Annotated in this window: 21 protein-coding genes and 3 tRNA genes; 5 read left to right on the forward strand and 19 right to left on the reverse strand. The window is 56.7% G+C overall.

Annotated elements, in window-relative coordinates:
* Positions 1-28: 28 nt before the first annotated feature.
* The 14 genes from ABTW00_RS21240 to nnr all read right to left on the reverse strand — a co-directional run bounded on the left by ABTW00_RS21240 (position 29) and on the right by nnr (position 16,179).
* Complete coding sequence (locus ABTW00_RS21240; RefSeq protein WP_064546867.1) at positions 29-910, reverse strand: AraC family transcriptional regulator; 882 nt, start codon at positions 908-910, stop codon at positions 29-31.
* Positions 911-975: 65 nt separating this feature from the next.
* A complete protein-coding gene (gene rnr, locus ABTW00_RS21245; RefSeq protein ID WP_433637464.1) occupies positions 976-3,432 on the reverse strand; it encodes a ribonuclease R in 2,457 nt (818 codons plus the stop codon).
* Between the two features lie 38 nt (positions 3,433-3,470).
* Positions 3,471-3,896: a nitric oxide-sensing transcriptional repressor NsrR gene (nsrR, locus tag ABTW00_RS21250; protein ID WP_064546863.1), complete on the reverse strand. Its 426-nt coding sequence runs from the start codon at positions 3,894-3,896 to the stop codon at positions 3,471-3,473.
* A 227-nt stretch (positions 3,897-4,123) separates the two neighbouring features.
* On the reverse strand, positions 4,124-5,422 hold the full coding sequence (locus tag ABTW00_RS21255) for an adenylosuccinate synthase (protein ID WP_064546862.1): 1,299 nt from the start codon (positions 5,420-5,422) through the stop codon (positions 4,124-4,126).
* Between the two features lie 102 nt (positions 5,423-5,524).
* Positions 5,525-5,722 (reverse strand): DUF2065 domain-containing protein, encoded by a 198-nt coding sequence (locus tag ABTW00_RS21260; RefSeq protein ID WP_064546860.1) that lies wholly within the window; start codon positions 5,720-5,722, stop codon positions 5,525-5,527.
* Between the two features lie 70 nt (positions 5,723-5,792).
* Positions 5,793-6,797 carry a protease modulator HflC gene (gene hflC, locus ABTW00_RS21265; RefSeq protein ID WP_064546859.1) on the reverse strand — a complete coding sequence of 335 codons (1,005 nt, stop codon included), beginning with the start codon at positions 6,795-6,797 and terminating at the stop codon, positions 5,793-5,795.
* A 2-nt stretch (positions 6,798-6,799) separates the two neighbouring features.
* A complete protein-coding gene (gene hflK, locus ABTW00_RS21270; RefSeq protein WP_064546857.1) occupies positions 6,800-8,059 on the reverse strand; it encodes an FtsH protease activity modulator HflK in 1,260 nt (419 codons plus the stop codon).
* Between the two features lie 156 nt (positions 8,060-8,215).
* Complete coding sequence (gene hflX, locus ABTW00_RS21275; RefSeq protein WP_064546856.1) at positions 8,216-9,496, reverse strand: ribosome rescue GTPase HflX; 1,281 nt, start codon at positions 9,494-9,496, stop codon at positions 8,216-8,218.
* A 75-nt stretch (positions 9,497-9,571) separates the two neighbouring features.
* A complete protein-coding gene (gene hfq, locus ABTW00_RS21280) occupies positions 9,572-9,877 on the reverse strand; it encodes an RNA chaperone Hfq (protein WP_052284691.1) in 306 nt (101 codons plus the stop codon).
* A 149-nt stretch (positions 9,878-10,026) separates the two neighbouring features.
* Positions 10,027-10,977 (reverse strand): tRNA (adenosine(37)-N6)-dimethylallyltransferase MiaA, encoded by a 951-nt coding sequence (gene miaA, locus ABTW00_RS21285; protein ID WP_065356639.1) that lies wholly within the window; start codon positions 10,975-10,977, stop codon positions 10,027-10,029.
* Complete coding sequence (mutL, locus tag ABTW00_RS21290; RefSeq protein ID WP_433637473.1) at positions 10,970-12,814, reverse strand: DNA mismatch repair endonuclease MutL; 1,845 nt, start codon at positions 12,812-12,814, stop codon at positions 10,970-10,972. Before mutL ends, miaA begins: the two co-directional genes overlap by 8 nt.
* A gap of 9 nt (positions 12,815-12,823) precedes the next feature.
* Positions 12,824-14,182, reverse strand: coding sequence for an N-acetylmuramoyl-L-alanine amidase AmiB (gene amiB, locus ABTW00_RS21295; protein ID WP_433637475.1), 1,359 nt, complete (start codon positions 14,180-14,182; stop codon positions 12,824-12,826).
* A gap of 16 nt (positions 14,183-14,198) precedes the next feature.
* The gene (tsaE, locus tag ABTW00_RS21300) at positions 14,199-14,660 is read right to left on the reverse strand and encodes a tRNA (adenosine(37)-N6)-threonylcarbamoyltransferase complex ATPase subunit type 1 TsaE (protein ID WP_065356637.1); all 462 of its coding nucleotides are present in this window, start codon (positions 14,658-14,660) and stop codon (positions 14,199-14,201) included.
* Complete coding sequence (gene nnr, locus ABTW00_RS21305; protein WP_433637477.1) at positions 14,653-16,179, reverse strand: bifunctional ADP-dependent NAD(P)H-hydrate dehydratase/NAD(P)H-hydrate epimerase; 1,527 nt, start codon at positions 16,177-16,179, stop codon at positions 14,653-14,655. Before nnr ends, tsaE begins: the two co-directional genes overlap by 8 nt.
* Between nnr and queG the strand changes: the two genes are divergently transcribed.
* Entirely contained in the window at positions 16,178-17,317 is a 1,140-nt protein-coding gene (gene queG, locus ABTW00_RS21310; RefSeq protein ID WP_433637480.1) for a tRNA epoxyqueuosine(34) reductase QueG, read from the forward strand. The genes nnr and queG overlap by 2 nt on opposite strands.
* 269 nt (positions 17,318-17,586) lie before the next feature.
* On the opposite strand, the gene ABTW00_RS21315 is transcribed toward queG, so the two are convergent.
* The 4 genes from ABTW00_RS21315 to orn all read right to left on the reverse strand — a co-directional run bounded on the left by ABTW00_RS21315 (position 17,587) and on the right by orn (position 18,602).
* Positions 17,587-17,662 (reverse strand) — tRNA-Gly (locus tag ABTW00_RS21315).
* A 27-nt stretch (positions 17,663-17,689) separates the two neighbouring features.
* A tRNA-Gly gene (locus ABTW00_RS21320) sits at positions 17,690-17,765 on the reverse strand.
* Between the two features lie 35 nt (positions 17,766-17,800).
* A tRNA-Gly gene (locus tag ABTW00_RS21325) sits at positions 17,801-17,876 on the reverse strand.
* A 180-nt stretch (positions 17,877-18,056) separates the two neighbouring features.
* A complete protein-coding gene (orn, locus tag ABTW00_RS21330; RefSeq protein WP_064546838.1) occupies positions 18,057-18,602 on the reverse strand; it encodes an oligoribonuclease in 546 nt (181 codons plus the stop codon).
* Positions 18,603-18,709: 107 nt separating this feature from the next.
* On the opposite strand from orn, the gene rsgA reads away from it, so the two are divergent.
* The 3 genes from rsgA to mscM all read left to right on the forward strand — a co-directional run bounded on the left by rsgA (position 18,710) and on the right by mscM (position 24,191).
* Positions 18,710-19,765 (forward strand): small ribosomal subunit biogenesis GTPase RsgA, encoded by a 1,056-nt coding sequence (gene rsgA, locus ABTW00_RS21335; protein ID WP_065356634.1) that lies wholly within the window; start codon positions 18,710-18,712, stop codon positions 19,763-19,765.
* A 119-nt stretch (positions 19,766-19,884) separates the two neighbouring features.
* Positions 19,885-20,847 (forward strand): archaetidylserine decarboxylase, encoded by a 963-nt coding sequence (asd, locus tag ABTW00_RS21340; protein WP_064546834.1) that lies wholly within the window; start codon positions 19,885-19,887, stop codon positions 20,845-20,847.
* A 20-nt stretch (positions 20,848-20,867) separates the two neighbouring features.
* The gene (mscM, locus tag ABTW00_RS21345) at positions 20,868-24,191 is read left to right on the forward strand and encodes a miniconductance mechanosensitive channel MscM (RefSeq protein ID WP_433637484.1); all 3,324 of its coding nucleotides are present in this window, start codon (positions 20,868-20,870) and stop codon (positions 24,189-24,191) included.
* A 119-nt stretch (positions 24,192-24,310) separates the two neighbouring features.
* Here the strand turns inward: mscM and ABTW00_RS21350 are convergent, their stop codons facing one another.
* A complete protein-coding gene (locus tag ABTW00_RS21350) occupies positions 24,311-25,309 on the reverse strand; it encodes a LacI family DNA-binding transcriptional regulator (RefSeq protein ID WP_064546841.1) in 999 nt (332 codons plus the stop codon).
* Positions 25,310-25,556: 247 nt separating this feature from the next.
* Between ABTW00_RS21350 and ABTW00_RS21355 the strand changes: the two genes are divergently transcribed.
* Positions 25,557-26,795 carry an oligosaccharide MFS transporter gene (locus tag ABTW00_RS21355; protein WP_065356631.1) on the forward strand — a complete coding sequence of 413 codons (1,239 nt, stop codon included), beginning with the start codon at positions 25,557-25,559 and terminating at the stop codon, positions 26,793-26,795.
* Positions 26,796-26,815: the final 20 nt, after the last annotated feature.

The following is a 26,815-nucleotide window of genomic DNA, read 5'->3' on the forward strand; positions in this document are numbered from 1 at the left end:
ACAGCGGGTATTTCGTCCTGGCTTTAACTCATTTTATCCCGGATATTGACTTTTTATATTTTCGCGGCGCCATGCCGGCATCCTGTTTAAACACATGATGAAACGTTTTTACGCAGTTAAATCCTACCCGCTCAGCCACTTCAGAGATCGGAATATCTTCATTTAACAGCAGCCACTTCGCTTTATTCAGCCGGTAATTCTGCAAAAAGCGGACGAACGTCGTGCCGGTGTTGCTTTTAAAGAAACGGGTAAAATAGGCGGCATTAAATCCCATATACTCTGAAATATCATCCAGAGTGAGAGATTCATGATAATGGTTCTCCACATAGGAGAAGATTTTATCCAGCCGGGCGAGGGTTTTCTCTGACTTAAAGGCGACGGTGGCGTCCAGCGGACGCGCCGGGCTGTGCGCGTTGAGCGGAATATCACGATAGATGAGGGCAATCACCTCCAGCAGGCGGGCTTTGATCAGGTATTTATAGCCAACCGCCTTCTGTTCATCTTCCTCGTGAATATTGAGCAGTAGACGCTGCATCGCTGCGGTCACATGCTCGGGCCACTGGCGGCTGTTGGTCAGCATGGTTGAAAAGATCTGTCGCAGCCCCGGCTGACCGTTAATCTGCAACGCCTCATCGTCGTGGAAGAGAAAGAAATCGAACTGAACCACCAGCCGTTCACTGTTCGGAGAGGCCAGAAAGTAGTGGGTTTCCCCAGCATTAATAAACTGAATTTCGCCTGCGCGCATCACAATGGGAACGTCGTTGACGCCAAGATGCAGCACGCCGCGGGTGACATAGATGATCTCCACCATCTTATGCCAATGAGGATAAGCCAGCACCTCCCCTTCATGCACAAAGCGCCTAAAAGGAAACTCGCGGTCCAGGCGGGGTATCTCAAGATAGTGACTCACCGGCCACCTCCCTGCTCGCTCTCCGGTGAAATCCCCCTCTCCACAGGAGAGAGGGATCGGCAGGATTATTCCGTCGTTTTCTTCTTCGCTGCGCGCTTAGCTTTGGTTGCCGCCGCGATTTTCTGCGTCTTGGTCGACGGTTTTTTCGCTTTCTTCGCCGCGCCTTTCTCGCCAGAAGCCGGTTTGGCTTTCGCCTTACCTTTCTTCTCGCCGCGGAAGGCGCTATCCGGTTCAAAGTTCACGCGCTTGCCAACCTGACGACGTTTACCGCCCGGTTTGCCACCCGCTTCCTTCTTCGATTTTTCACGCGCGGTTTTGCCAACGTTGCGCGGGCCGCGCTCGCTGGAGATCAGCGAGAAGTCGATCTTACGTTCGTCCATATTCACCGCTTCGACGCGAACTTCCACGCGGTCGCCAAGGCGATAGGTCTGGCCGCCGGATTCACCGATCAAACGCTGGCCAACCTGGTCAAAGCGATAGTAGTCGTTATCGAGCGAGGAGACATGCACCAGGCCATCGATAAACAGCTCATCCAGACGAACGAAGAAGCCAAAGCCGGTGACGCTGGCGATCACGCCGTTAAAGACATTGCCCACCTGATCCTGCATAAAGTCGCATTTCAGCCAGTCGGAAACGTCACGGGTCGCTTCATCAGCGCGGCGTTCGGTCATCGAACAGTGCTGGCCCAGTTGCAGCATCTCTTCCATGGAATAATGGTAACCGCCGGTCTCGGTGCTGTTGCCTTTATGCCCCTGCTCTTTTGCCAGCAGATACTTGATGGCGCGGTGCAGCGACAGGTCAGGATAACGACGAATCGGCGAAGTAAAGTGCGCATAGGATTGCAGCGCCAGGCCGAAGTGACCGCGGTTTTCCGGATCGTAAATCGCCTGCTTCATCGAGCGCAGCAGCATAGTTTGCAGCATTTCGGCATCCGGCCTGTCGGCGACGGATTCCAGCAGCTCGGCGTAGTCGCGCGGCTCCGGCTTGTTGCCGCCCGGCAGTTCCAGGCCCAACTCAGAAAGCACGGAACGGAACGCGGTGATCGCTTCGGTCGTTGGCTTATCGTGAATACGGAACAGCGCAGGCTCTTTGGCTTTCTCAACGAAACGCGCCGCCGAGATGTTGGCCAGGATCATGCACTCTTCAATCAGCTTGTGCGCGTCGTTACGCTGAGTCTGTTCAATACGCTCGATGCGGCGATCGGCGTTGAAGATAAACTTCGCTTCTTCACTTTCAAAGGAGATACCGCCACGTTCAGCACGAGCCTGATCCAGCACTTTATAGAGGTTATGCAGCTCTTCAATGTGTTTGACCAGCGGCGCGTACTGTTCGCGCAGTTCCTGATCGCCCTGCAGCATGTGCCAGACTTTGGTATAAGTCAGACGCGCATGCGAGCTCATCACCGCTTCATAGAATTTAAAGCCGGTTAAACGCCCTTTGTTTGAGACGGTCATTTCACAGACCATACATAAGCGGTCAACCTGCGGGTTCAGCGAGCACAGGCCGTTGGAGAGCACTTCCGGCAGCATCGGGACGACCTGCGTAGGGAAGTAGACGGAGGTCCCGCGGCTACGGGCTTCGTTATCCAGCGGTGTCGGTGGACGGACGTAGTAGCTCACGTCAGCAATCGCCACCCACAGGCGCCAGCCGCCGCCGCGTTTTTTCTCACAGTAGACCGCATCATCAAAGTCGCGGGCGTCTTCACCGTCGATGGTGACCAGCGGTAAATCACGCAGATCGACGCGGCCAATTTTGGCCTCTTCCGGCACTTCTTCTTTTAATCCCGCGACCTGCGCTTCTACCGCTGGCGGCCAGACATAAGGAATTTCATGGGTACGCAGCGCCATCTCAACGGCCACGCCGGTCCCCATATTATCGCCGAGCACTTCGACGATTTTACCGATCGCTTTGGTGCGGCGGGTTGGGCGCTGGGTCAGTTCGACCACCACCACAAAGCCCATACGCGCGCCCATTAGTGACTCTGGCGGGATAAGGATATCAAAGCTCAGACGGCTGTCATCCGGGACCACAAAGCCGACGCCTGCGTCGGTAAAGTAGCGGCCAACAATCTGTGCGTTACGCGGTACCAGCACGCGAACGATGCGCGCTTCGCGACGACCTTTACGGTCCGCGCCCAGCGGCTGTGCCAGCACTTCATCACCGTGCATGCACATCTTCATCTGCTCACTGGACAGGTACAGGTCATCCTTGCGTCCTTCGACGCGCAGGAAGCCGTAACCATCGCGGTGGCCAATAACCATGCCTTTCAGCAGGTCCAGACGTTCCGGCAGCGCGTAGCACTGGCGGCGGGTGAAGACCAGTTGACCGTCGCGCTCCATCGCGCGCAGGCGGCGGCGAAGCGCTTCGATTTGCTCTTCGCCTTCAATATTCAGCTCAACGGCCAGTTCTTCACGGTTAGCCGGTTTTTCGCGTTTTGTTAAATGTTCGAGGATAAATTCCCGGCTAGGGATAGGATTCGTATATTTTTCAGCTTCGCGCTGCTGGAAAGGATCTTGTGACATCTCGGTTCCTCCGTTGTCATCTCTGGTGAAGATATTCGTCACTCCACCAGCAATAATTTGTATAGCGGTTGATTGTGTTCAACCAAATCGGCCAGTGTGTAGTTATCCAGCTCCTTGAGAAAACTTTGCACGGCTTGAGATAACGCCTGTTTCAAACGACAGGCAGGCGTAATGTGGCAAAACTCGCTACTGCAGTTCACTAACGACAGTGGTTCAAGTTCGCGTACCACGTCCCCTACGCGAATATCCTTAGCCGGTTTACCCAGTCGGATACCGCCATTTTTTCCACGCACCGCCGTCACGTACCCGGCGCGGCTCAGCTGATTGATAATTTTAACCATATGGTTACGCGACACGCCGTAGACCTCGGTCACCTCCGAGATACTGGTCATATTGCCTTCCGGCAGCGACGCCATGTAAATCAGCGCGCGTAGTCCATAATCGGTAAAACTTGTTAACTGCACATCAACCTCAGGGAAAAGGGGAAAACAGGATGAGCCTGTTGATATTAATTATATTGATGATAAACCAGCCAGCCTGCGAGCCGCTAATTTATTTCTTTCGGGAAGGAAAAAAGCGAGGGTATAACGCACGATTAAGCCGGATGACGACGCATTGCGTCTTATCCGGCCTACAAAGCGAGTAGGCCTGATAAGCGCAGCGCCATCAGGCGCTGCACCATGAACCAAAATTACGCGTCGAACGGGTCGCGCAGAATCATGGTTTCAGTACGGTCTGGGCCAGTTGAAATAATATCAATCGGCACGCCGGTCAGTTCTTCAATACGCTTGATGTAGTCCAGCGCTGCCTGCGGCAGGCCGCTACGTTCCTTCACGCCAAAGGTGGTTTCAGACCAGCCCGGCATGGTTTCGTAGATTGGCTCGATACCTTCCCAATCATCCGCCGCCAGCGGGGTGGTGGTGACTTCGCGGCCATCCGGCATGCGGTAGCCCACGCAGATCTTCACTTCTTTCAGACCGTCCAGAACATCCAGCTTGGTCAGGCAGAAGCCAGACAGCGAGTTGATCTGTACCGCACGACGCACGGCAACGGAGTCCAGCCAGCCGGTACGACGACGACGGCCGGTAGTGGCGCCGTATTCGTTACCCTGCTTGCACAGGAACTCACCGGTTTCATCAAACAGTTCGGTCGGGAACGGACCGGCACCCACGCGAGTGGAGTACGCTTTGATGATGCCCAGTACGTAGTCAACATAGCGCGGGCCAAGGCCAGAACCGGTTGCTACGCCACCTGCGGTGGTGTTGGAAGAGGTCACGTACGGGTAGGTACCGTGGTCGATATCCAGCAGCGTACCCTGAGCACCTTCGAACATCACAAAGTCACCGCGTTTACGCGCCTGATCCAGCAGATCAGAAACGTCCACGACCATGCTGGTCAGGATGTCGGCAACCGCCATCACGTCGTCCAGCACTTTCTGGTAGTCAACTGCGTCAACTTTGTAGAAATTCACCAGCTGGAAGTTGTGATATTCCATCACTTCTTTCAGTTTGTCGGCGAAAGTGGCTTTATCGAAGAGATCGCCCACGCGCAGACCGCGACGAGCCACTTTATCTTCATAAGCCGGGCCGATACCGCGACCGGTAGTACCGATAGCTTTGGAGCCGCGTGCTTTTTCGCGAGCGTTATCCAGCGCGACGTGATAGTCGAGGATTAACGGGCATGCTTCGGAAAGCAGCAGACGTTCGCGAACCGGGATACCACGGTCTTCCAGGCCTTTCATCTCTTTCATCAGCGCAGCCGGAGACAGCACCACACCGTTACCGATGATGCTGGTGACATTCTCGCGGAGAATACCTGATGGAATAAGATGGAGGACGGTTTTTTCACCGTTGATTACGAGAGTATGGCCTGCGTTGTGGCCACCCTGATAGCGAACAACATATTTTGCACGCTCAGTAAGAAGATCGACGATCTTACCTTTACCTTCGTCACCCCATTGGGTGCCCAGTACGACGACGTTGTTACCCATTTTTCAAAATCACCCATTGCTTAAAAATGGATTCTACCATCGCTTTTTCAGATATACAGCACTTTTTCACCACAAAATGGCACTTTGGCGCTTGTTTTTTAATCAGCCAATCGTTTTCGTCAACATGTAGTAGATCACCACGCCGGCAACCACAAGACCGCCGCCAAATCGACGTAACATCGTATCCGGTAACTGCGTCATCGTAGAAATCATCTTACGCCATGCTTTCGGATAGAGCATCGGACCGAGGCCCTCGAGAACTAACACCAGCGCAAGGGCCAGCCAGATTGTGGAATTCATTTTTCATCCTTATAAAAGAAAACCACCGGCTCCCGAGGGAGGCGGTGGTTTTATTCAGGCGACCGTGCGCTTAGCGAGCGGTAGTTCCCGGGTTTTTCATGTAGCGGAAGAAATCGCTATCCGGGCTCAGCACCATCACGTCCTGGTTGCTATCGAAGCTCTTCTCGTAAGCACGCAGGCTACGGATAAAGGCGTAGAAGTCCGGGTCCTGGCTGAACGCATCGGCGAACAGTTTAGCGGCTTCGGCATCGCCTTCACCGCGCAGGATACGGCCCTGACGCTCCGCTTCTGCCAGCGTCTTCGTCACTTCATAGTCGGCGGTAGCGCGCAGTTTTTCTGCCTCTTCCTGACCCTGAGAACGGTGACGACGAGCAACGGCTTCACGCTCGGCGCGCATACGGTTGTAGATAGCTTCAGACACTTCGGTCGGCAGGTTGATCTGCTTGATACGCACATCGACCACTTCAATACCTAACGCCGCCATACTGTTCGGGTTAATGGTTGGCCCTTTGATGTTCGCCTGCTGCTCAACGCGCTCTGCGGCTTCCGCAATGGCGCTATCGGCTGCCGGAGTCGCCACTTCATCTTCCGCGCCGGAAGAGCCGGAGTTCAGGGCATCGCGAACTTCCAGGGTCAGACGACCGCGGGAGTCGGTAACGATGTCTTTCACGTCCAGACGACCAATTTCAGAACGCAGACGGTCAGAGAACTTACGCTTCAGCAGCACTTCCGCCTGGGAGACGTCGCCGCCGCCGGTCGCCAGGAAGTAACGGCTAAAGTCGCTGATGCGCCACTTGATGTACGAGTCGACGATCAGGTCTTTCTTCTCTTTGGTCACGAAACGATCGGCCTGGTTATCCATGGTCTGGATACGCGCGTCCAGCATTTTCACCGACTGAATGAACGGCACCTTGAAGTGCAGGCCCGGCTCATAAATCAACGGTTTCTTATCGCTGTCGCGCACCACGCTGCTGAACTGGAACTTAATTCCGCGCTCGCCTTCTTTAACTACGAAGATAGAGGTGTACAGCACTACCAGCACGATGATGATAATCGCAATAACTGACTTACGCATCGTTATTCCCCCTGACGCTGGTAGTCGTTACGCTGCGCGTTGGCGCGGCGTTGGTCCATGATATTGCCCTGACTGGCAGACGAGGTGTTGCTCGCGCTACTGCTGGAAGAGGACGCAGGCGGCAGGCGCAACAGGTTATTCGCACCACTGCTATCGCTCTTTGCTGCCGGGGCGTTGCCGCCTTTCAGCATCTGATCCAGCGGCAGCACCATCAGGTTGCCGTTCTTGTTGTCGCTAACCAGCACTTTGCGGGTATGGCTCAGCACTTTCTCCATGGTCTCGATATACAGACGCTCGCGGGTAATCTGCGGTGCGGCTTTATATTCCGGCAGGATCTTGGCAAAACGAGCCACCTCACCCTGTGCTTCCAGAACGGTCTGAGTCTTATACGCACGCGCTTCTTCCAGAATACGCTGTGCCTGACCGTTAGCACGCGGCTGAACTTCGTTGGTGTACGCTTCTGCTTCACGGATGTACTGCTGCTCGTTTTCACGCGCGGCGATCGCATCATCGAAGGAAGACTTCACTTCTTCCGGCGGACGAGCGGCCTGGAAGTTGACGTCCAGCAGGGTAATACCCATGTTGTACGGACGAATGGTCTCTTCAAGCTCGCGCTGGGTATCGCTACGAATAACGGTACGACCTTCGGTCAGAATACGGTCCATGGTGTATTTACCGATGACGCCACGCAGGGCGCTGTCGGTGGCCTGACGCAGACTGTCGTCGGCGCTGGTCACGCTAAACAAATAGCGCTGCGGATCGGTCACTCGGTACTGCACGTTCATTTCGACGCGCACGACGTTTTCATCGGAAGTCAGCATCACGCCAGACGCGGCCAGTTCGCGTACGGCTTCTACGTTCACCGGCGTCACTTCATCGATGAAGGTCGGCTTCCAGTTCAGACCCGGCTCAACCAGGTGGCTGAACTTACCAAAGCGCGTCACAACCCCGCGCTCGGCTTCTTTGATGGTATAGAACCCGCTGGCCGCCCAAATGACGACCACGGCAGCTGCCGCGATACCGACAATGCGTCCGCCCATCGGGGTGCGTGGCCCCTGAGACGAACCGCTGCCGGAACCGCCCTTACCGCCCCCAAAACCACCGAGCTTCTTGCTCAGCTTACGGAAGATATCATCCAAATCCGGCGGCCCCTGATCGCGACCGCCTTTATTTCCATTCCCCCCGGAGTTGCCGCCTTGATTATTGCTGCTTCCCCACGGGTCGCGGTCTTGTCCGTTATTACCGGGCTGATTCCACGCCATGTTTATGCTCCATATTTGTTATGCGGTGATATACCTTTTCCCAGTCCAGATCATTTGGCTGATAACCGCGACGCCGTCCTGGTTGTCGCGGTCGCGCTGAGGCGACCTGAACCGCTGGGTGCCCAAAGGGCTAATGTTTTCAGGCAAGCTGCACGGTCAGACGACGTAGTCTGCCAGTGTCGGTTCTTGTTTACAGAGACGACGCCAGTCGACAATCGGCATACGAACCTGCAGATTGACGCAGCCATCGTCCTCCATCCACTCTTTTTCGATTGCCTGAAGCTGATAAAAGCGACTGCGCAAACGCCCTTCCTGCGGAGGTAAACGCAACGTATGCTGCGCCACTTCGCCGGCCAGTCGTTCGGTCAACGCCTGAAAAAGGAGTGGTATCCCTACCCCGGTTTGTGCAGACAGCCACACCCGGATAGGTTTGTTCTCTTCATCACGGTCGATACGCGGCTCAAAATCCTCGAGCATATCGATCTTATTCATCACCAGCAGGGTCGGAATCTCGTGTGCGTCAATCTCTTCGAGAACGGTATTTACCGCATCGATGTTTTCCTGCACACGAACGTCCGCGGCATCAATCACGTGCAGCAGCAGCGTGGCTTCGCGCGTTTCCTGCAATGTGGCCTTAAACGCCGCCACCAGGTCATGCGGCAGGTGGCGAATAAAGCCTACGGTATCGGCCAGCACCGTTTCACCCACATCCGTCACGTCTATACGACGCAACGTTGGATCAAGGGTGGCAAACAGCTGGTCAGCGGCGTAGACCTCTGCCTGCGTGATATGGTTAAACAGCGTTGATTTCCCGGCGTTGGTGTACCCCACCAGCGATACCGTCGGAACATCGGCTTTCACACGCGAGCGTCGCCCCTGCTCGCGCTGTTTCTCCACGCGCTCAATGCGCGAGAGAATTTGCATAATGCGGTTACGCAGTAAACGACGGTCGGTTTCGAGCTGGGTTTCACCCGGGCCGCGCAAACCGATACCGCCTTTTTGTCTTTCAAGGTGCGTCCAGCCGCGCACCAGGCGCGTGGCCAGATGGCGCAGCTGCGCCAGCTCAACCTGCAGCTTACCTTCATGGGTACGCGCACGTTGGGCGAAAATATCTAAGATCAGACCGGTACGGTCGATAACCCGGCATTGACACAGAGCCTCAAGGTTACGCTCCTGTGCTGGGCTGAGTGCATGATCGAACAGCACAACGGAAGCGCCTGTCGCTTTGACGGCTTCCGCAATCTCGACAGCCTTACCTTCACCAACAAAATATTTTGGGTGCGGCGCTTTACGGCTACCAGTAATCACCTGCATTGCTTCGACGCCGGCGGAAGAGACCAGAGATTCAAACTCCTGGAGGTCTTCCATATCTTTGTCTTGCGTAAAATAGATGTGTACCAGCACCGCCTGCTCACCGGCGTCATAACGGTCAAACAAGCGTTATCTCTCCTGAAATACCAGCGGGGAACCCAGACATGCTGGCTCCCCGACATGGATTAACAGCCATCAACCTTATTCGGTTTCTTCGCTGTCTTGCTGTGCAGAACCCTGCGCGTTGCTACCGTGATGGTAGTTGCTACCGGTGCCGCCGCCAGCATTGTTGCTGTGATGGGAAACCGGACGGGACGGAACAACGGTAGAAATTGCGTGCTTATAGACCATCTGGCTGACCGTGTTTTTCAACAGGATCACGAACTGATCGAAAGACTCAATTTGCCCTTGCAGCTTAATACCATTCACCAAATAAATAGAAACTGGAACACGTTCCCGACGCAGTGCGTTCAGGAACGGATCTTGTAAAGATTGCCCCTTAGCCATTCTCTCTTTTCCTTATATGCTTATTTGTACTTATACACGCCATCCCTCAAGCCGCTTCTGCGTTATCTGCTTTGCTACAGCTCGAACGATGTTGCGTATGAACCTTACGATTCCGAAAATTGCGCACGATACGACTCAATTGTACACATTCAGTCTACACTAGCACCCACTACCTGTAATAGTTGGTTAAACGCCTGCTCCGGCTGTTCACTATCTAACCAGTGAACCCCTTCCCAGCCGCGTAACCACGTCACCTGGCGCTTGGCTAGCTGTCTCGTGGCACAAACTCCTCTATAAACCATTTCATCATAGGTAATTTCGCCTTCAAGGTATGACCACATCTGGCGATATCCCACACAACGAATGGAAGGCATGTCCGTATGCAAATCTCCACGGGCAAATAGCGCCCGCACTTCTGCTTCAAAACCCGAAGCCAACATCTGATGAAAACGCTGCTCAATGCGCTGATGGAGCAGTTCACGGCTCGCCGGGGCGATGGCGAACTGATGCACCTTGTAGGGCAGAGCGTCTCCTGACGTTTGCGTCAGCTCCGTTAAAGTTTTACCCGAAATGAAAAAAACTTCCAGTGCTCGGGAAAGTCTTTGCGGATCATTCGGATGAATGCGCTCGGCGGCAACGGGGTCAATTTCCCGTAGCTGCTGATGCAGCGCCATCCATCCCTGCTCTGCTGCCTGCTGCTCAATGCGGGCCCGAATTTGCGGGTCGGCCGAGGGCAGCGGTGATAAACCTTCAAGCAACGCTTTGAAATACAACATGGTTCCACCGACCAGCAGCGGAATTTTCCCTGCGGCAGTGATCTCGGCCATCTGCGCCAACGCATCACGACGAAAATCCGCCGCCGAATAGGCCTGCGCAGGGTCAAGGATATCCATCAACCGATGCGGCGCAGCAAGCTGCTCTTCCGCGCTCGGCTTTGCGGTGCCGATATCCATCCCTCGATAGATGAGGGCAGAATCCACACTAATCAACTCTACTGGCAAAACTTTACGCAGCTCAATGGCTAACGCCGTTTTGCCCGAGGCGGTCGGCCCCATCAAAAAAATTGCCTTAGGCAGGCTCGCCTCGGTTACGTCACTCATGTCTCAGGGCGTTCATCGCAGAATCTAAATCAACGGGTTGTAACAAACCACCCGGCGGAGCTTTGACCAACTGCGGGCAAAGACGTTCAACGTCAGCCAGCATCGCGATGGCCTGCGCGGTGTTCCACTGCGCGTGGTCGCTTGCCAGATGACGGGCCAACCACTGCGCCACGTTTCCGGCATCAACCTGAGTTTTCTCCACCAGGTAGCCTATCAGTTCAGGAATCAAGATTTGTAAATTTTGTTGTCGTAAGGGTAAAGGCACGGCGCGAATCGTGACGTGCTGCCCTTCCAGCAGGATTTCGATGCCCAGTTGGCCCAGCATTTCCCGCGCATTTTCCAGGGTTTTCCGCTCGTTCTCTGACGCTTTCAGGCGCAGAGGGATAAGCAGCGGCTGGGCGCAAATGGTGGCCCCGCCGGGCGTCAGTTGCGCCTGACGCAGCCAGCGTTCTGCGACCGGTAACGACAGCAGATTAAGCTTACCGTCACGCTCCAGCAGCGCGCAGCGCTCATCGATGATAGCCAGCACACGACCAAAGCTTTGGCTGTGCCCCGCCAGGTTTTCGGCCACCGGTTTCGCGGGCTCCGGGCGACTTGCTGGCGTATCCAACAGCTGGCGATAGAGTGCCCCTTGCTGTTTCTGGTAGCCCGGCTGCGCGTTCGGCCAGTTGGCGCCAGCGCTGCGGCTACCGCCAGAAGCAGATGGGTAGCGCGACGCTTCCGGCTCGCGCGCCACCGCCGGTTCGGCAAACTGATTACGCCCAGCCGCGACGCGGTTTTCCGGCAACGCGCGCGGCGCGGGTTCATCGTCTTCCGCTAATGGCAACGGCGCGTCCAGCTGCTGTTGCAGCACGCTCAAGACGCCTTGATAGATAAAGTCATGCACCAGACGAGACTGGTGGAAACGCACCTCGTGTTTAGCCGGGTGGACGTTCACATCCACCTGGTGCGGGTCAATCTCCAGATACAGCACAAACGCCGGCTGCTGATCCGCGCCGAGCTTGTCTTCACAGGCCTGTCGAATGGCGTGGTTAATCAGCCGGTCGCGCATCATGCGACCGTTCACGTAGCAATACTGAATCTCAGCCAGCGCGGCGGTAGTGTGTTTTGGGTCGGCCACCCAGCCGTGCATCGCCAGGTCGCCGTGCTGCCACTCAATCGCCAGCGCCTGTTCCAGGAACGGTACGCCGCAAATGGCCCCCAGACGGCGTTCTTTCGACGCCCCTTCCGTCACCGCGCGATACTGGCGAATTATTTTGCCATTGTGGGTCAGGTTGAAACTCACATCGAAGCGCGCCAGCGCAATGCGGCGAATGATCTCATCGATATGATTGAATTCGGTTTTTTCGGTGCGCATAAACTTGCGCCGCGCGGGGGTATTGTAGAAGAGATCCAACACTTCCAGCGTCGTGCCGACCGGGTGTGCGGCAGGTTTCACGGTGACGTCCTGATCGCGGCCTTCCGCATAGGCCTGCCAGGCTTCCTGCTGCTGTTCCGTGCGCGAGGTCAGCGTCAGCCGCGAGACCGAACTGATACTCGCCAGCGCTTCGCCGCGAAAACCGAGGCTGACGATCGCTTCCAGATCGTCAAGCGAGGCAATTTTGCTGGTCGCATGACGCGCGAGCGCCAGCGCCAGCTCATCTTTCTTAATACCGCAGCCGTTATCGCGGATGCGGATAAGCTTTGCCCCACCGCGTTCGATATCAATATCGATGCGGGTAGCCCCCGCATCGAGACTGTTCTCCACCAGTTCTTTCACTACCGAGGCAGGCCGCTCAACCACTTCACCCGCGGCAATCTGGTTCGCAAGCTGCGGCGGTAAAACCTGAATCGGCATGAAAACTCCTTAGTTAACGAGCGTCCTGTTGGATGACGCGGCGCTGGCGGTCTGCGACTGTTCGTCACGAGGGCCGGATTGTATCGGATGCGCCGTAAAATAGTTACGTAAACCGTTATAAATGGCTTCAGCAATTTTCTGCTGATAGTCATCGCTGTCCAGCAAGCGTTCTTCGCTGCTGTTGCTGATAAAGCCGGTCTCGACCAGAATCGACGGAATATCCGGCGAACGCAGCACGCCGAGGCTGGCGTGTTCCGGACGACGCTTATGCAGATTACCGACGCGCTGCAGCTGGCTGATGACGTTGGTGGCCACATCATACCCTACACGCTGGGAATGACCGAACTGCAGATCCAGCACCGCCTGGCTCAGATACGGATCGGCCTGGCTGTTTGCCAACACGTCGCCCGCGCCGCCCAGCAGCTCAGACTGTTTCTCATGCTGTTCAAGCCAGCCCGCCATTTCGCTGTTGGCGCGACGGTTAGAGAGCACCCAGACCGACGCGCCGGTAGCGTCGCGGTTTGGCGCGGCGTCCGCGTGAATGGATACCAGGAATGAGGCGTTCTGTTTACGTGCCACATCGGAGCGGCCCATCACCGAAATAAAATAGTCGCCATCGCGAGTCAACACCCCTTTAAACATCGGATCGTCGTTGAGCAACGCTCTGAGTTTCCGCGCAATGGCGATGGTGACATTCTTCTCGCGCGTACCGCCTGGGCCAATTGCCCCCGGATCCTGGCCGCCGTGGCCGGCGTCGATGGCGATGATCACTTTATCGCCGGAAACGCTGCGCGCACGGGCCGCCGGACGCGGCGCGGTATTGCTGGCAATTGCCGGCTGGCGCTCCGAGCTGAAGCTGCTGCCGCTATTGCTGCTGTTGCCGCTAAACGGGTTGCGCGCGGGCTGGCTTGGTACCGGCGCCGGCGTGACGACTGGCGTTTCCACACGCTTCGCGACGACAGGCGGCGGTGGAGGCGGTGGAACGTCGGCATTAATGGTAAACACCACGGTGTAGTTAGCGCCGTTTTGCTGTTTCACCGCGCGGGTTTTGCCGTTTTCGGTGAGATCGACCACCAGACGCAGCGACCGATCGTCTTTCGGCGTGCCGGAACGAATCGCCTTCACCAGGTTGTTGCCGCTAAAGCGCAGCGGCAAGCCTTGAATCACGCCCGTTTGCTTGATGTCGAGCACCACGCTGCGTTTGTCATCCTGGCTAAAGTTATATTCCGGGTCACCCATAAAGCTGAAGGTGATCCGCGCCTGCGTTTCACTATTCGCTACCTGAATATCGGACAAGCTCGCCGCCATTGCCGGTGCGCCCACCAGCATCAGCGCCGCCATCAACCACCCTTTTGCGCGAAAAATCATCCTGGGATCCCTTAAATTAACCGGCAAACCGCGCCAGCAGAGACTCACCTAATGAGGAGACCGCGGCAATGCGCGCCTCACGCCCTTGCGCCTGGTAATCTAAGTGTATTTCGATATCCGGCTCGGGCAGAACACCTGCGCCCTGTTGCGGCCATTCCACCAGGCAGATGGCATCGTTAGCAAAGTAATCGCGGATCCCCATAAATTCGAGCTCCTCGGGATCCGCAAGACGGTAAAGATCAAAATGGTAAACCATCAGGTTATCGAGCTGGTACGGTTCGACCAGCGTATAGGTCGGGCTTTTGACGTTGCCGTTATGCCCCAACGCCTGCAGGAATCCGCGGCTGAAGGTGGTTTTCCCCGCGCCTAAATCGCCGTACAGATAGATGACCGTCGCGCCGACGCAGGCCTGCGCCACTCGGTTGCCAAGGTCCAGGGTTGCCTGCTCGTCAGGTAAAGGAATCACTCGATTAATCATGGTCTACGTCAATCACATCCGGGTTAACAACACGCCGTAGCGTGGAAAAGAGATCGGTCGCCAGCATTCCGCGGGTGCCATAGCGCGCAGCCAGCTTGTCCGCCGCCGCGCCGTGGGCGATACACCCTGCGCACGCAGCATCATACGGCGATAAGGCCTGCCCCAGCAATGCGCCAATAATGCCCGAAAGCACATCGCCCATGCCGCCGCTGGCCATACCGGCATTTCCGGCATCAATAATACTGAGCGAGCCGTGTTCATCAGCCACCACCGTCCCCGCGCCTTTCAGCACCGCAACGCCACCGTACCGTTGTACCAGACGCTGTGCAGAAAGTAAGCGATCGTCCTCAATTTCTGCCACCCGGCAGTTGAGCAAACGCGCGGCCTCGCCGGGGTGCGGCGTGATCACGCGATTGTGACGTTTATCCGGATTGAATGCCAGCAGGTTCAAAGCGTCGGCGTCCCAAAGCGTCGGTTTACGGACGTTTTCCACTTTGCGCAGCGCCTGTTTGCCCCACTCCGCCTGACCCAAGCCGGGGCCAATCACCACCACATCGGCCCATTCCAGACTTTCATCAAGCAGCTGCGGCGTCAGCTCATGCACCATCAGTTCAGGACGGGCGGTGATAATCGGCGCGACGTTTTCCGCGCGGGTGAGTACACGCACCAGGCCTGCCCCCGCCCGCAGCGCCGCTTCACCGGCCATGCGGATGGCCCCGGCAGTGCCGTGATCGCCGCCGATCAGCACCAGACGGCCGTGATCGCCTTTGTGCGAGGTAGGACGACGCGGGGTCAACCATTGCGCCAGCTGCGAGGCATCCAGACGCTGAATATGTGTGGGGTGTTCTGCCAGCCACGACTCTAATTCCAGCGCATGATGATGCAGCGTGCCGACCACATCACGCGCTTTACCGGTCAGTAACCCCGGTTTCAGGGCGATAAACGTGATGGTGTGCGCAGCATCAATCACCGCTCCCGGCGTCGCGCCGGTCTGAGCGTTAAGTCCGGAGGGAATATCCAGCGCGATAATCGGCGCCGGGAAACGATTCGCTTGCGCTATCAGGCTTGCGATGGGGTCACGTGGCGCATTTTGCAGCCCGGTACCCAGTAGGCCATCAATAATCAGATCGGTATCCTTTGGCCACGGGATATCCGTCGCGTGGATAACACCGCCCGCTTCCAGCCACGCCTCGCGAGCGGCGAGCGCCTCGTCCGGCAGCGGTTTTTCGCTATCCTGCGCCAGCAGCGTGACGCGAATCCCCGCCGCCTGTGCCAGGCGCGCGACCACGTAGCCGTCGCCGCCGTTATTGCCATGGCCGCAAAGAATTAGCCAGCGGCTTGAGGCGGGATACGCCGCGCGGGCCACCTCAAACGCCGCCTGACCGGCGCGCTGCATGAGTTCGTAAAGGGAGATGCCAAGATCCGCTGCCGCCGTTTTTTCGGCGCGACGCAGCGCATCCGCAGGCCAAATGGAGTGTGGTATACTTTGGGGGTTTCTTGTCAATGTATGGTCCGTCATGTCACAGCCCCTCGATCTCAATCAATTAGCGCAACAAATCAAACTGTGGGGCACTGAACTGGGCTTTCAGCAGGTCGGCATTACCGATACCGATCTCAGCGCCTCTGAGCCCAAACTGCAGGCATGGCTGGATAAACAATACCACGGCGAGATGGAATGGATGGCGCGGCACGGAATGATGCGCGCCCGTCCGCACGAACTGCAACCCGGAACGCTCCGGGTCATTAGCGTTCGCATGAACTATCTTCCCGCCAATGCAGCCTTTGCCCGCACGCTGAAAAATCCCGAGCTCGGTTACGTCAGCCGTTATGCCCTGGGGCGTGATTATCATAAGCTGTTGCGTAACCGCCTTAAAAAGCTCGGCGAAATGATTCAGGAACAGTGCGTCTCGCTGAATTTTAGACCGTTTGTTGACTCAGCGCCTATTCTTGAGCGCCCATTAGCGGAAAAAGCGGGAATTGGCTGGACAGGTAAGCACTCACTAATCCTCAACCGCGATGCCGGATCGTTCTTTTTCCTCGGCGAACTGTTGGTGGATATTCCGCTGCCCGTCGACCAACCGGTGGCCGAAGAGTGCGGGCGCTGCGTGGCCTGTATGACCATCTGCCCGACAGGGGCGATTGTTGAGCCTTATACCGTCGACGCTCGCCGCTGCATCTCCTACCTGACCATTGAACTGGAAGGCGCGATCCCGGAAGAATTTCGTCCACTATTGGGCAATCGTATTTACGGCTGCGACGACTGCCAGCTAATCTGCCCATGGAACCGCTTCTCACAGCTTACCGACGAAGCTGACTTCAGCCCGCGCAAAGCGCTGCACGCCCCTGAGCTGATTGAACTGTTCGCCTGGAGTGAGGCCCATTTTCTGAAAGTGACCGAAGGTTCCGCTATTCGCCGTATCGGCCACCTGCGCTGGCTACGCAATATTGCCGTCGCGCTCGGCAACGCGCCGTGGAGCGAAGCCGCGCTTAACGCGCTGGAGAGTCGCCGAGGTGAGCACCCACTTCTCGATGAGCACATCGCGTGGGCGATTGCGCAGCAAATTGCCCGTCGTAACGAGGGGGCTGTAGAGGTCCAGCTACCGAAAAAACAGCGTCTGGTGCGAGTGGTAGAAAAAGGCCTGCCGCGCGACGCGTAATCTATTCACAGCCTGTGAGTAAAAATAAAAAGGCATTGCGTTTCAACACGCCAAAGTTCGTCAAGCGATCTCGCTAACATTTTGAAATGATATATTCTCATATATATCAACAACATAATTAAAGTTGTAAAAATCTTAAGAAAATTAGCGTACGAAGAAGCTGATGACAGCCTGTGGATAAGTCTGTTTACAAGAGTGTTTCGGAAACGAAAAAAACAACCTCAACGACAATTTGCGTTGTGGAAGTAATTTTATTCTGGAAGAAAATTTGGAGCGGGAAACGAGACTCGAACTCGCGACCCCGACCTTGGCAAGGTCGTGCTCTACCAACTGAGCTATTCCCGCTTGGGTGTGTCTACTGCTTTCAAATTTTGGAGCGGGAAACGAGACTCGAACTCGCGACCCCGACCTTGGCAAGGTCGTGCTCTACCAACTGAGCTATTCCCGCTTGGGTGCTTGGTACTGCTACTGCTTTCAAATTTTTGGAGCGGGAAACGAGACTCGAACTCGCGACCCCGACCTTGGCAAGGTCGTGCTCTACCAACTGAGCTATTCCCGCAAAATCTGGCAATTTTTGTTGCTGTCGTAATTCGCATTTCTGCTTCGTTACGGGAGGCGCATTATACGAGAATTCTTTTCCCCTGCAACCCCCCCTGAAGCGATTTTTTAAAAAATCCGTTCAACTGCTGGATAAATCGGCAAGTTGATTATTTTAACGCCGATTCATCCCATTTACACCTTAAAGTTGAATAAAATGCTCACGATAGTAGGCCAGCTCCGCCACCGACTCGCGAATATCATCCATCGCCTGGTGAGTGCCCTGCTTTTTAAAGCCCGGCAGAATCTCCGGCTTCCAGCGGCGCGCCAGCTCTTTGAGCGTGCTCACGTCCAGATAGCGGTAGTGGAAGTAGGCTTCCAGCTCCGGCATGTATTTAAACAGGAAACGACGGTCCTGGCCGATGCTGTTGCCGCAAATCGGCGATTTGCCCGCCGGTACCCACTGCTTCAGGAACTCCAGCGTCGCCAGTTCGGCTTCACGGTCGCCCAGCGTGCTCGCCTTCACGCGATCCACCAGGCCGCTACCGGTATGCGTACGTACGTTCCAGTCATCCATCAGCGCCAGTTGAGCATCAGACTGATGGACCGCAATGGTTGGCCCTTCCGCCAGGATATTGAGCTGCGCGTCGGTCACCAGCGTCGCGATTTCAATAATGCGATCGCGCTCGGGATCCAGGCCAGTCATCTCCAGATCGATCCAAATCAGGTTGTTTTCATCTGCACTCATGTTATTTTCCACCCTTCTTGTCTAACCTGCCGCTGCGGGTTAACTAGTATTAATTAGCGTGTATCATAGAGGTTTTGCCCCACTGGGGCGACCAGGAGTCAGCACGATTGAGTAAAAATAAACTCTCCAAAGGTCAGCAGCGCCGCGTTAAGGCTAACCACCAGCGCCGCCTGACAACAGCCGCGGAGAAGCCCGATTACGACGATAATCTGTTTGGCGAAGCCGCCGAAGGCATCGTCATCAGCCGCTTTGGGATGCACGCAGACGTGGAGTCCGCCGATGGCGAAACCCACCGCTGCAACATCCGTCGTACTATCCGTTCGCTGGTGACCGGCGACCGCGTGGTCTGGCGTCCGGGGAAAGCCGCTGCTGAAGGCGTCAACGTAAAAGGGATCGTCGAAGCGGTTCACGAGCGTACCTCGGTACTCACCCGCCCGGACTTTTACGACGGCGTGAAGCCGATCGCCGCTAATATCAATCAGATCGTCATCGTCTCAGCCATTTTGCCGGAGCTGTCGCTGAATATTATCGACCGTTATCTGGTGGCCTGCGAAACGCTTAACGTCGAGCCGCTGCTGGTGCTGAACAAAATTGACCTGCTGGACGATGAGGGCATGGCGTTCGTCAACGAGCAGATGGATATCTACCGCAAGATTGGCTATACCGTTCTGATGGCGTCCAGCCATACTCAGGATGGCCTGAAACCGTTGGAAGAAGCGCTCACTAACCGCATCAGCATCTTTGCCGGGCAATCTGGCGTCGGAAAATCGAGCCTGCTGAACGCCCTGCTGGGGCTGAACGACGATCGCATTCTGACCAATGACGTCTCCGATGTCTCAGGTCTGGGCCAGCACACCACCACGGCGGCGCGCCTGTATCACTTCCCGCACGGCGGCGACGTGATTGACTCCCCCGGCGTGCGTGAATTTGGCCTGTGGCACCTCGACCCGGAACAAATCACCAACGGGTTTGTCGAATTCCATGACTACCTCGGCCACTGTAAATACCGCGACTGTAAGCACGATACCGACCCCGGCTGCGCCATCCGCGAAGCCGTTGAGCAAGGGAAGATCGCCGAGACCCGTTTTGAAAATTATCACCGCATTCTGGAAACCATGGCGCAGGTAAAAACGCGTAAAAACTTTTCAGACATCGATAATTGAGAACTATGATTTTGCCGACTGACATTTGCGTCAACTCTCGCTAGAATCGGCCGCTTTTCTTTAAAGATCCAACGCCTGGCGTTGGATCAGGATCGACACATAATGGCCTGGAGGCTACCTTGTTAAACTCGTTTAAACTTTCACTGCAATACATTCTGCCTAAACTGTGGCTTACGCGTCTCGCAGGCTGGGGTGCGAGCAAACGAGCGGGATGGCTGACCAAACTGGTTATCGATCTGTTCGTGAAGTTCTACAAGGTCGATATGAAAGAGGCGCAGAAGCCGGATACCGCCAGCTACCGCACCTTTAACGATTTCTTCGTTCGCCCGCTGCGTGAAGACGTCCGCACGGTCAACACCGACCCGAGCGTGCTGGTCATGCCAGCCGACGGCGCGATCAGCCAGCTTGGCGCCATTGAAGACGACAAAATTTTACAGGCGAAAGGCCACAACTATTCGCTGGAAGCGCTGCTGGCCGGCAACTACATCATGGCCGACCTTTTCCGCAACGGCACCTTCGCCACCACCTATCTGTCGCCGCGCGACTATCACCGCGTCCACATGCCGTGCAACGGTATCCTGCGCGAGATGATCTACGTGCCGGGCGATCTGTTCTCCGTCAACCACCTGACCGCCCAGAACGTACCGAACCTGTTTGCCCGTAACGAACGCGTTATCTGCCTGTTCGATACCGAATTTGGTCCGATGGCGCAGATTCTGGTGGGTGCCACCATCGTTGGCAGCATCGAAACCGTGTGGGCCGGCACCGTCACACCGCCGCGCGAAGGCATCATCAAACGCTGGACCTACCCGGCGGGCGATCAGGAAGGTTCCGTTGCGCTGTTGAAAGGCCAGGAGATGGGCCGCTTCAAGCTGGGTTCTACGGTGATCAACCTGTTTGCACCGGGCAAAGTCACGCTGGTCGAACATCTGCAAAATCTCTCCGTTACCCGTCTGGGCGAGCCGCTGGCCGTCTCTACCGAAGCGGTAGCCGAACCGGAAGCGGTTGTAGAACCCGTAGCAGAAACGGTTGTAGAGCAGGACGTCGCCCCGCAGGCTGACGACACGCAAGAAAAAAGCTAATAGCCAAATAAGGGTCTGACGTGCGCCTGATTATCACTTTACTGATGGCCTGGTGCCTCAGCCAGGGGGCGTTCGCAGCGACCGCCCCCAACGCCCGGCAAATTGCCCAGGAATTAGAACAGGCGAAAGCGGCGAAGCCCGCTCAGCCTGATACCGTCGAGGCGCTGCAAAGCGCCCTCACCGCGCTGGAGGAGCAAAAAGGCTCGCTCGAGCGTGCCGCGCAGTACCAGCAGGTCATCGACAACTTCCCCAAACTCTCCCAGACGCTGCGTAATCAGCTCAACAATCTGCGCGATGAACCGCGTCAGGTGCCGGACGGCATGAGCACCGACGCGCTGAACCAGGAGATTCTGCAGGTCAGCAGCCAGCTGCTGGAAAAAAGCCGTCAGGCCCAGCAGGAACAGGAACGCGCCCGCGATATTGCCGACTCCCTCAACCAGCTTCCGCAGCAGCAGACCGACGCCCGCCGCCAGCTCAACGACGTTGAACGCCGTATCGGCACCCAGACCGGCAATACGCCGCTGGCGCAGGCGCAAAATTTGAGCCTACAGGCCGACGCCAGCAAGCTGAAGGCGCTGGTTGATGAGCTGGAGCTGGCGCAGCTTTCCGCCAACAATCGCCAGGAGCTGGCGCGCATGCGCTCAGAGCTGGCGCAAAAGCAGGGCGAACAGCTCGACGCCTACCTGCAAGCTTTACGCAATCAGCTCAACAGTCAGCGCCAGCGCGAAGCGGAACGGGCGTTGGAAAGCACCGAGCTGCTGGCAGAAAACAGCGAGAACCTGCCGGCCAGCATCGTTGAACAGTTCAGAATCAACCGTGAGCTTTCCCAGGCGTTAAACCAGCAGGCGCAGCGCATGGACCTGGTCGCCTCCCAGCAGCGCCAGGCGGCAAATCAGACGCTGCAGGTACGCCAGGCGTTGAACACTCTGCGCGAGCAGTCTCAGTGGCTTGGTTCCTCGAATCTGCTGGGTGAAGCCCTGCGCGCGCAGGTTGCGCGTCTGCCGGAAATGCCGAAGCCGCAGCAGCTTGATACCGAGATGGCGCAGCTGCGCGTTCACCGTTTACGTTATGAGGACCTGCTCAATAAGCAGCCGCAGCTGCGGCAAATTCGCCAGGCCGACGGCCAGCCGCTGACCAGCGAAGAAAACCGTATTCTTGAAGCCCAACTGCGAACCCAGCGCGAGCTGCTGAACTCGCTGCTGCAGGGCGGCGACACGCTGATTCTTGAGCTAACCAAGCTGAAAGTCTCCAACAGCCAGCTGGAAGACGCGCTCAAAGAGGTGAACGAAGCCACCCACCGCTATCTGTTCTGGACCTCCGACGTGCGGCCTATCGATTTCAGCTGGCCGATTGAAATTGTGCAGGATCTGCGTCGTCTGATCTCGCTGGACACATTCAGCCAGTTGGGCAAAGCCAGCGTGATGATGCTCACCAGCCGTCAGACCCTGTTGCCGCTGTTTGCCGCGCTGCTGTTGGTGGGCTTCAGCATCAGCTCGAGAAAACACTTCACGCGTTTCCTGGAGCGTTCCAGCGCCCGCGTCGGCAAAGTCACCCAGGACCACTTCTGGCTGACCATGCGCACGGTGTTCTGGTCGATTCTGGTGGCATCACCGCTGCCGGTGCTGTGGGCGACGCTGGGCTATGGTCTCCAGGAGGCGTGGCCCTACCCGCTTGCCGTGGCGATAGGCGACGGCGTCACCGCTACCGTGCCGCTCCTGTGGGTGGTGATGATTTGCGCTGCCTTCGCTCGCACCAACGGCCTGTTTATTGTTCACTTTGGCTGGCCGCAGCTCCGCGTGGCCCGCGCCATGCGCTATTACCTGATGAGTATCGGACTTATCGTGCCGCTGATTATGGCGCTGATTATGTTCGATAATCTCAACGACCGTGAGTTCTCCGCATCGCTCGGTAGGCTGTGCTTTATCCTGATCTGCGGCGCGCTGGCGGTGGTCACTCTCAGCCTGAAGCGTGCCGGGATTCCGCTCTATCTCGACAAAGAAGGCAGCGGCGACAACCGGATCAACCTGCTGCTGTGGAACCTGATGACCGGTGCGCCGCTGGTCGCCATTTTCGCCGCCGCCGTCGGCTATCTCGCCACCGCGCAGGCTCTGTTGGCGCGTCTGGAGACATCGGTGGCTATCTGGTTCCTGCTGCTGGTGATTTACCACGTGATCCGCCGCTGGATGCTGATTCAGCGCCGCCGTCTGGCCTTTGATCGCGCGAAACACAAGCGTGCCGAAATGCTGGCGCACCGCGCCCGCGGTGAGGAAGAGACGCATGCCACCAGCCTGGAAGGGTCTGCCGAGCAGGAGGTGAGCGAAGTGAACCTCGATACCATCAGCGAGCAGTCGCTGCGCCTGGTACGCTCCATTCTGATGCTGATCGCGCTGGTGTCGGTGATCATCCTGTGGTCGGAAATCCACTCAGCGTTCGGCTTCCTTGAGAACATTTCGCTGTGGGACGTGACCTCAACGGTGCAGGGCGTGGAAAGCATTGAACCCATCACCCTCGGTGCCGTGCTCATCGCCATTTTGGTGCTGATTATCACCACTCAGCTGGTGCGTAACCTCCCCGCGCTGCTGGAGCTGGCGATTCTGCAGCACCTGTCGCTGACGCCGGGCACCGGCTACGCCATTACCACCATCACCAAATACATCCTGATGATGATTGGCGGGCTGATGGGCTTCTCGCTGCTGGGGATTGAGTGGTCGAAGCTGCAGTGGCTGGTCGCCGCGCTCGGTGTGGGTCTCGGCTTTGGCTTACAGGAGATTTTTGCCAACTTTATCTCTGGCCTGATCATCCTGTTTGAGAAGCCGATTCGTATTGGCGATACGGTCACCATTCGCGACCTCACCGGCAGCGTGACCAAAATCAACACCCGCGCCACCACCATCAGCGACTGGGACCGCAAGGAGATTATCGTGCCGAACAAGGCCTTTATCACCGAGCAGTTTATCAACTGGTCGCTGTCGGATTCGGTGACCCGCGTGGTGCTGAGCATTCCGGCCCCGTCGGATGCCAACAGCGAAGAGGTAGCGCAAATCCTGTTAACCGCCGCGCACCGCTGCTCGCTGGTGATCGATACGCCCGCACCGGAAGCGTTCCTTGTGGATTTACAGCAGGGAATTCAGATTTTCGAGCTGCGTATCTACGCCGCCGAGATGGGCCACCGTATGCCGCTGCGTCACGAACTGCATCAGCTGATTCTGGCGGGCTTCCGTGAGCACGGCATTGATATGCCGTTCCCGCCGTTCCAGATGCGTCTGGAAAGTTTGAACGGTAAGAAATCCGCCACCACGCTGACCTCAACGGGCCGCGCCAGCCGCAAGCCGGGCAGCCTGTGACAGAGGGGAGCGGTGCGCCCCCCTCTCCCTTGAAAAGGGAGAGGGCTGGGGTGAGGGTTTAGCTCTGTGCCGGAATGCCTCTCCCCAAAGGGGCAAGAGCACCGTTAGGTGCTTATTGTTTATTGAGCGCTCTTCCTGACTTTGCCTGTGCTGCCTCTCACCACCAGCGCCACCGGTAACATCTCATCCGCCGCCGTGGCCTCTTCCAGCAGTAGCCCTACCGCCCGGTAGCCCAACTGATGTTTATCTACCGCGATGGTCGTTAGCGCCGGACGACTCCAGGCGGCGGGTTCAATATCGTCAAAGCCGACAATCGCGATATCCTGCGGAACACGGAAGCCGCGCTGTTCGCAGATATTCATCGCGGCAATCGCCGTCACGTCGTTGTAGGCAAAAATAGCGTCCGGCGGCTCCGTCAGCGACAGCAGCTCATTCATCGCCGCGATCAGCGACTGGCTGGTATCCACCAGCGGCGAGGCGATCACTTCATACTCCGGCGGCATTATCATTTTCGACTCGTACAGCGCCTGACGGTAACCCTTCTCACGCTGGCGAATACTGTAGTGCGTGGCCGTGCTGGCGAGGAAAGCAATCCTCCTGCGACCCGTGTCTATCAGGTGACGTGTCGCCAGATAGCCGCCACGCTGATTATCGACGTTAACGCACGGCAAGCCCGGCGCCCACAGGTCAACCAGCACCATTGGCAGTTGGGTTTTCTGTACTGCCATAATCAGCGTACTTTCAAAGTAGCCTGCGCAGATTAGCGCGTCTGGATGATGCAGCGCGATCTGCTCCTCAACGTTGTCGCCGGGGCCGATCGACAGAAAACTCATCGCGATCCCTTTTTCGCGGCAGTGATCTTCCACCCCCAGCAGCAACAGCGAGTAAAACGGCAGCGCGCGGGCGATATCATGCTGACGATGGAGCAAAAACAGCACTCGTTTTACCTTATCGCCGCGTAGACGGGAAAAGTCATACCCCATCTCCTGTGCCACCGCCATCACCCGCTGGCGAGTCTCCTCTTTAAGCCCCGGCTGCCCTTTCAGCGCCCGGGACACCGCAGCAACGGAAAGCCCGCACGCCTCGGCAATACTTCTGATCCTGACCGGCTTCGTCATGATGCTCCCAAAAAGAAACAAATTTTTGTTCACTATAGTTTTATGCGCTTTTCACCGCAATGACCGATTTCCAGTCCCCACGTCAACGCGCTGCTACGTATGGATAATGCCGCTATCTGCATGAAACATATTGCTCATATCGCGGCTAAACATGATCGTATTCACGCTTCGCCAACCGCTCCCTTTCCCTGAGGATAGGTTAATTTTTAAAGTAACAATATCTTGTTTACTAAAAATGAGGTTTTATATGTTACTGGCAAAGGGTGTTAAACAAGAGAACTACCTGCTCTCCAGCATCTGGTTTCTCTTTTTCTTCATCTGCTGGGGCGCCTGTTTTCCCTGGCTTTCGCTGTGGCTCACGGAAAAAATCGGCATCGACTCCACGGAAGTCGGCATGGTGTATACCTGCATCGCCATCGTGGCCGTAGTCTTCCAGCCGGTTTTCGGCATACTGGCCGACAAGCTGAATTTCCGTAAGCATCTGATGTGGATGCTGGCCGGTCTGATGGTCGCCTTCGCGCCGTGGTGGATCTTCGTTTTCGCGCCGCTGCTGAAAATCAACATTATCGCCGGGGCACTGGCGGGCGGCGCGTTTATCGGCCTGGCGTTTGGCTGCGGCTGTGGAATTTGCGAAGCGTGGATCGATAAAGTCTCGCGCCTCGAAGGCTTCGAATTTGGCCGCGCCAGAATGTGGGGCGGCATCGGCGCGGCGGTCGGAACCTTTATCTCCGGCAAGCTGTTCGCCATCAATCCCGACTATATCTTTATCATGGCCAGTTGCGCTGGCCTGGTGCTGGCGGCGCTACTGTGCTTCTTCCGTCCGGGCCAACAGGGCGGCATGGACGCGCTGAATCCACAGCGGCTGAAGATCGACCGCGGCGACGTGTTCGCCCTGCTGAAAACCCGCCGCTTCTGGTTCCTGGTGCTCTATATGGTGGGCGTCGGCGCGGTGTATGAAACCTATGATCAGCAGTTTGCCGTTTACTACAGCAGCTTCTTCGAAACCCGTGAACGCGGCGCGGAAGTGTTTGGCTACCTCTACACGGTACAAATCTTCCTCGACGCGTTGACCATGTTCTTCGCCCCGGCGATTGTCAACCGCATCGGGCCGAAAAACGCCCTGCTCTACTGCGGCTTTATCATGGCGTTTCGCATCATCGGCAGCGCGATGGCCACTGGCCCGATCCTGATATCTACCATGAAGCTGCTGCACGGCTTTGAAAGTTCAATTCTGATTATCGCCACGCTGAAATACATCTCGGCCAACTTCGACTGGCGGCTCTCCGCCACCGTCTACCTGATTGGCTTCCAGTTCGCCAAACAGTTCAGCCAGATTTTTATGAGCACTGCCATCGGCAACATGTACGACGTGATGGGTTTTAAAGAGTCCTACACCATCCTTGGCGCCATCGCCCTGTGCTTCACCGTTATTTCCGTCTTTACGCTTTCAGGCAACCGGGTGCTGCAACCCGCGCCTGTGGCTTAACTCTGTCATTCAGGAGCCGC

Origin of the sequence: Kluyvera georgiana (assembly GCF_050990895.1) — a bacterium.
Taxonomy (GTDB): domain Bacteria; phylum Pseudomonadota; class Gammaproteobacteria; order Enterobacterales; family Enterobacteriaceae; genus Kluyvera; species Kluyvera georgiana.